Source organism: Candidatus Eremiobacteraceae bacterium (assembly GCA_035295225.1).
Lineage (GTDB): Bacteria > Vulcanimicrobiota > Vulcanimicrobiia > Eremiobacterales > Eremiobacteraceae > JABCYQ01.
The window spans coordinates 1-4,280 of record DATGJI010000057.1; the positions used below are offsets into that span (position 1 = coordinate 1).

The 4,280-nt window shown below is 62.6% G+C and carries 3 protein-coding genes; all 3 read left to right on the forward strand.

Features of this window, described 5'->3' with window-relative positions; genetic code table 11:
* Nucleotides 1-247 precede the first annotated feature (247 nt).
* Complete coding sequence (locus VKT51_11325; protein HLJ84755.1) at nt 248-1,903, forward strand: hypothetical protein; 1,656 nt, start codon at nt 248-250, stop codon at nt 1,901-1,903.
* A gap of 25 nt (nt 1,904-1,928) precedes the next feature.
* Nucleotides 1,929-3,029, forward strand: coding sequence for a hypothetical protein (locus VKT51_11330; protein ID HLJ84756.1), 1,101 nt, complete (start codon nt 1,929-1,931; stop codon nt 3,027-3,029).
* An 81-nt stretch (nt 3,030-3,110) separates the two neighbouring features.
* Nucleotides 3,111-4,280: alkaline phosphatase family protein (locus tag VKT51_11335; protein HLJ84757.1), on the forward strand; the 1,170-nt coding region annotated here is incomplete at its 3' end.

The following is a 4,280-nucleotide window of genomic DNA, read 5'->3' on the forward strand; positions in this document are numbered from 1 at the left end:
GACGCATCTTCGATCGAAGCGCTCCGATCGCTCCCGTTCAAACCGCGCAGCGTTGCATTCGATGGCGAGCAGTTCTGGACCGCCGATCGCAACAACGACGCAATCGTGTCGTTCACGCTTTAACGCCGATCGGGCCGATCTCGCCTAAGTGTGCTCGGCACAAATTGCACCGTAGCAGGACCGGGATCGACGTACGGCGTTTAGCCGGAATCGTCGTCATCGTCTTCGCTGATTCACCGAGCCCCGCATGGCACAAACGGCCGCGGCACGTCATATCGCACCGCATCGGCCCTCGCTTGCACCGCCGGCCAAGGTCAATAGCTATCAGCTCTTGAAGGCACAAAGCACCACCATGGCCGTCTCACTTTCCATCGAAACTATCGATCAGTCAGACCGATGGTACTTCGTGCCCGGTACGCCAGCCGAGTATGAGCTGCGTGTCAGAAACGCGTCTTCGTCGCCACAGCATTGCACGTTTGCCATCGAGGAGCCGATCGACGGCGGCTCGATTGAGCCGGCTTCGGCGATCCTGCAGCCGCATATCCCCATCGTGCTCCGGCTCAGGCTCAATGTTTCATGGTCCACGCGCGAGGCGCACGTCGTCGTCGCTGTTCGCGACCTTGGTGGGATGATTCTCGCGACTATCGTGCGCCCGATCGCAACGGCGACGGTCTCCGATTGCACGGTCTCGATAGGCTGGAAAGAAGCGATCGTCGCCGACAGCTCGCTGCGCGGCTTTATCCTGCACTGCTACATCCGCAACATCGGTAAGCTCACGGGAGCGTTTCAGCCGCGGTTCAAACCGCATCCCGCGCTTTCGTTTCCGTCGCTGGCGCCTTCTATCTTGGGCCCGGGTGAAGCGATCGCGATCGATGTGCCGGTCATCTGGAACCGCGCGATGCGCGACGACGAAGGTTTCAATCATCCGCGCATGATCGAAGTGGAAGTGCCCGCAGGCGGTGCTCGCCGCAGCGCTGCCACGCCGTGGGAGACGGTCCAGCTTCATCTTCGACGCTACCTGAACGAGCAAGACACGGAAGTGCTCGTTCCGTTGCATGCACCTCCGAGCCGATTGCCCAAGGGCGGATCGATGCCCGTCGACCCGGCAAGCGCCGACGGCGCCGGCGCTGCCAAACAATCCGCGAATTCGGCGGCCGGTTCAGCGCCGAAAGCGTCGGCGCTCTTCGCCCGCGCCGAATTCCTGCCGGCCAAACGGGGCCCCGCGAACGGTGCGAGACTGCTGCCGTACGCATTCGCGGCGATCGGTCTCATCGCAATCGTCATAGTCGCATTCCAATTGCCGCACCTCTTGCGCGCCTTTGGACCAGCGGCAGTCGCTCCTGTGCCGACCGCAACCGTCATCGTGCCGCAGATAGGATCTAACGGCACGCCGGGAGTCAAACACGCAAGCCACGTGAACACTTCCGCGGCCGAGCGACTGCTTCAGCGCGTCACTTCGAACGCGCCGGCACCCGACTTGTCGAAGTCTGCGCCGGCAGCCAACACTTCGAGCGGCACGTCTTCCTCTTCAGCGGTTTCGCAGACGCCTGCGCCGGCGGAGACATCCGCGGCGGCCAACGCGACGAGCATCCATCACGCCGCGCTGCCGCCCCGCCCCCCGCCCATCAATCGAGAACTCGTCGTCACCCTCGATGGGATCACGGCGTGGTACGGCCATAACGGGCACGTCGTGCACGTGACGTGGGACTCCACCGCCCAAGCGTCGGCCGAAGTCCAGCTCCTCGATTCGCGCAACGTCATCGTCGCCCAGAAACATCTTTCCGGACCGATCACCTCCGCGACCGTCACCTTGCCTCCGCGATTCCACGGCGAGGTCTTCGTCGCTGTGACGGCGATCGGATACCACGGTGAGCGCGTCGTCCAGTCGGGGTCGCCACAATGACCCGCGGAGCTGCGCAGTCGGAGAGATGACCCGCCCCGAACCTTCGATCGCGTCGGCAACCCTCGACGCGTTCTTCATCTTCGAAGTCGCCGACACGATCGACCTCGCTGCAGTCGGGCGAAGCATGAGCGCTCAGCCTGCCCCGCTCCGGCCCCGCGCGCCGTTGTCCGCCGGAAGCATTCGTTTCGCGGTCCCACCGCTTCTCGTCGGGCTGCCGCCCATTGAGGTAGCGGGAAGAGCCGGCACCGTCGCCGCGAAGATCTTTGATTTCGGAGTGGTATCGGTTCGTTTCGCATTTCCCTACGCCGGGTCGTGGGAAGGCTTCGCCGCACTCGCGAGCGAGCTTCGGCATGCCGATGATCTCCCGGCTCTATCGCGAAGGCTCTTGGACGAATTGCTCGCAACATGCGCAGCTGCGTTGGATGAGCCGCATGCGCCGCTCCTCGAAGACTATTTCATCTGCACGGTTGAGCGCTTCGATGAGGCTGTCACCGCAGCTGCCCTCTTGAGCGAGCACCGCGGCGCGCTTGCCGCCCTGTTGTTGGCCGAGTCCGCCGAGCTCGGCGTCGAGGCGCAGTCGGACGCGCTGCGACTGAGCTTCAGCTACTATCCGGACGATCTCGTCGTCGTGCTCTGGGATGCGGCGTTTGTCTACGAAAATCGCGACGACGCCGAAGTCATCCACGATCTGCTCGAATTTGCGAACTCGCAGCTCGTCGAATTTCGCACGTACGACGCCCGCCTGGACGGAGAGCTGGACACGATCTACGCCATGGAGACCTCGGGCAAGAACGCGTTCGGTCCGTTCCGCCGGCGAACGGCAGATGCGCGCGCCGAGCAGTTGCGGTACCTGATGGTCGATGTGCGCGAGTTGGCCGACCGCGCCAGCAACGCGTTGAAGATCATCGGTGATGCTTATTACGCGCGCATCTATCGCGGCATCGCCAGCCGTCTGGGCATCGAGGACTGGCAGCGCCAGATCGAATCCAAGCTGGACAGCGTCGGCGAAGTGTACCGGTATCTCATAGATCAGGCCCAGATAGCGCGCAGCGAGTTTCTCGAGATCATCGTGATCGTCTTGATCGCCATCGAAATAATCGTGGGCATCGTCGGCCTGCGACGATAGGGACGATATTCCGAAGGCCACCGCGCGGCGGGCGCCGTAATATTCGCAGCCGTGCTGAATAACAGTGTTGACCGGCTTGACTTGTGTCGACGGCTCTGCGCGCTTTTTGCGGTCGCAGCGCTCGCCGGCTGCGGTTCGGGCGCATCTCCGGGGTCGCAGGCGGCGCAGCCGCAACCGCCCGCATCGACCGGCCCGATCCGGCACATCATCATCGTCGTGCAAGAGAATCGCACGCCCGACAATCTCTTCCATGGATTGGCCGGCGCCGATATCGCTGATGTAGGCGTCACGTCTGGAGGCCGACAAGTGACGTTGGCGCCCATCACGCTGACCGGCACCTTCGATCTCGGTCATTCCCATGCCGATTGGCTGCGCGAGTATGACGGAGGCACCATGCACGGCGCCAACAACGTCGGCGTCTTCTGTCCTAATAAGCCATGCATGAAAGACCCGCAGTTCACGTATGTCGATCCGAGTTTTGTCCAGCCGTATTTCCAGATGGCGCAGTCATACGTCTTCGCCGACCGCATGTTCCAGACAAACGAGGGCCCGAGTTTCTCAGCGCACCAATACATCATAGCGGGAACATCGCTCACGGCGCCCACGAGCAATCTCTACGCGCTGGACAATCCCAACTTGGGCGGCGGCTGCGACGCGAGACAGGGCGACACCGTCGACACGATCTACGGTGATGGAACCGAAGGCCCACTCGTCGCGCCCTGTTTCGAACATCAAACCCTCATGGATCTGCTCGATGCCGCGCGCGTTTCGTGGCGTTACTACACGCCGGATCCTGGCTCGCTCTGGACCGGGCCCGCATCCATAAGCCATATCCGCAATGGCTCCGATTGGAGCCACGTGATCATACCGCAGTCTCAAGTGCTGACCGATATCGCAAACGGCCGGCTTGCGGATGTCTCCTGGGTGATGCCGGATGCGGCTGAATCGGATCACGCGATCGGCAATCAGGGCCTTGGCCCGTCTTGGGTCGCGTCGATCGTCAATGCCGTCGGCACAAGCGCCTACTGGGCCCACACCGCGATCTTCATCACGTGGGACGACTGGGGCGGCTGGTACGATCACGTCGCGCCGAAGGTCGTCAACGACGGCACCAGTTGGGGCTCCGGCTACGTCTACGGCTTCCGCGTTCCTCTCATAGTCGTTTCCCCCTACGCCAAAGCCGCCTACATTTCGCACTCGACTCACGATTTTGGCAGCATTCTCAAATACATCGAGGAGCGGTTCGACTTG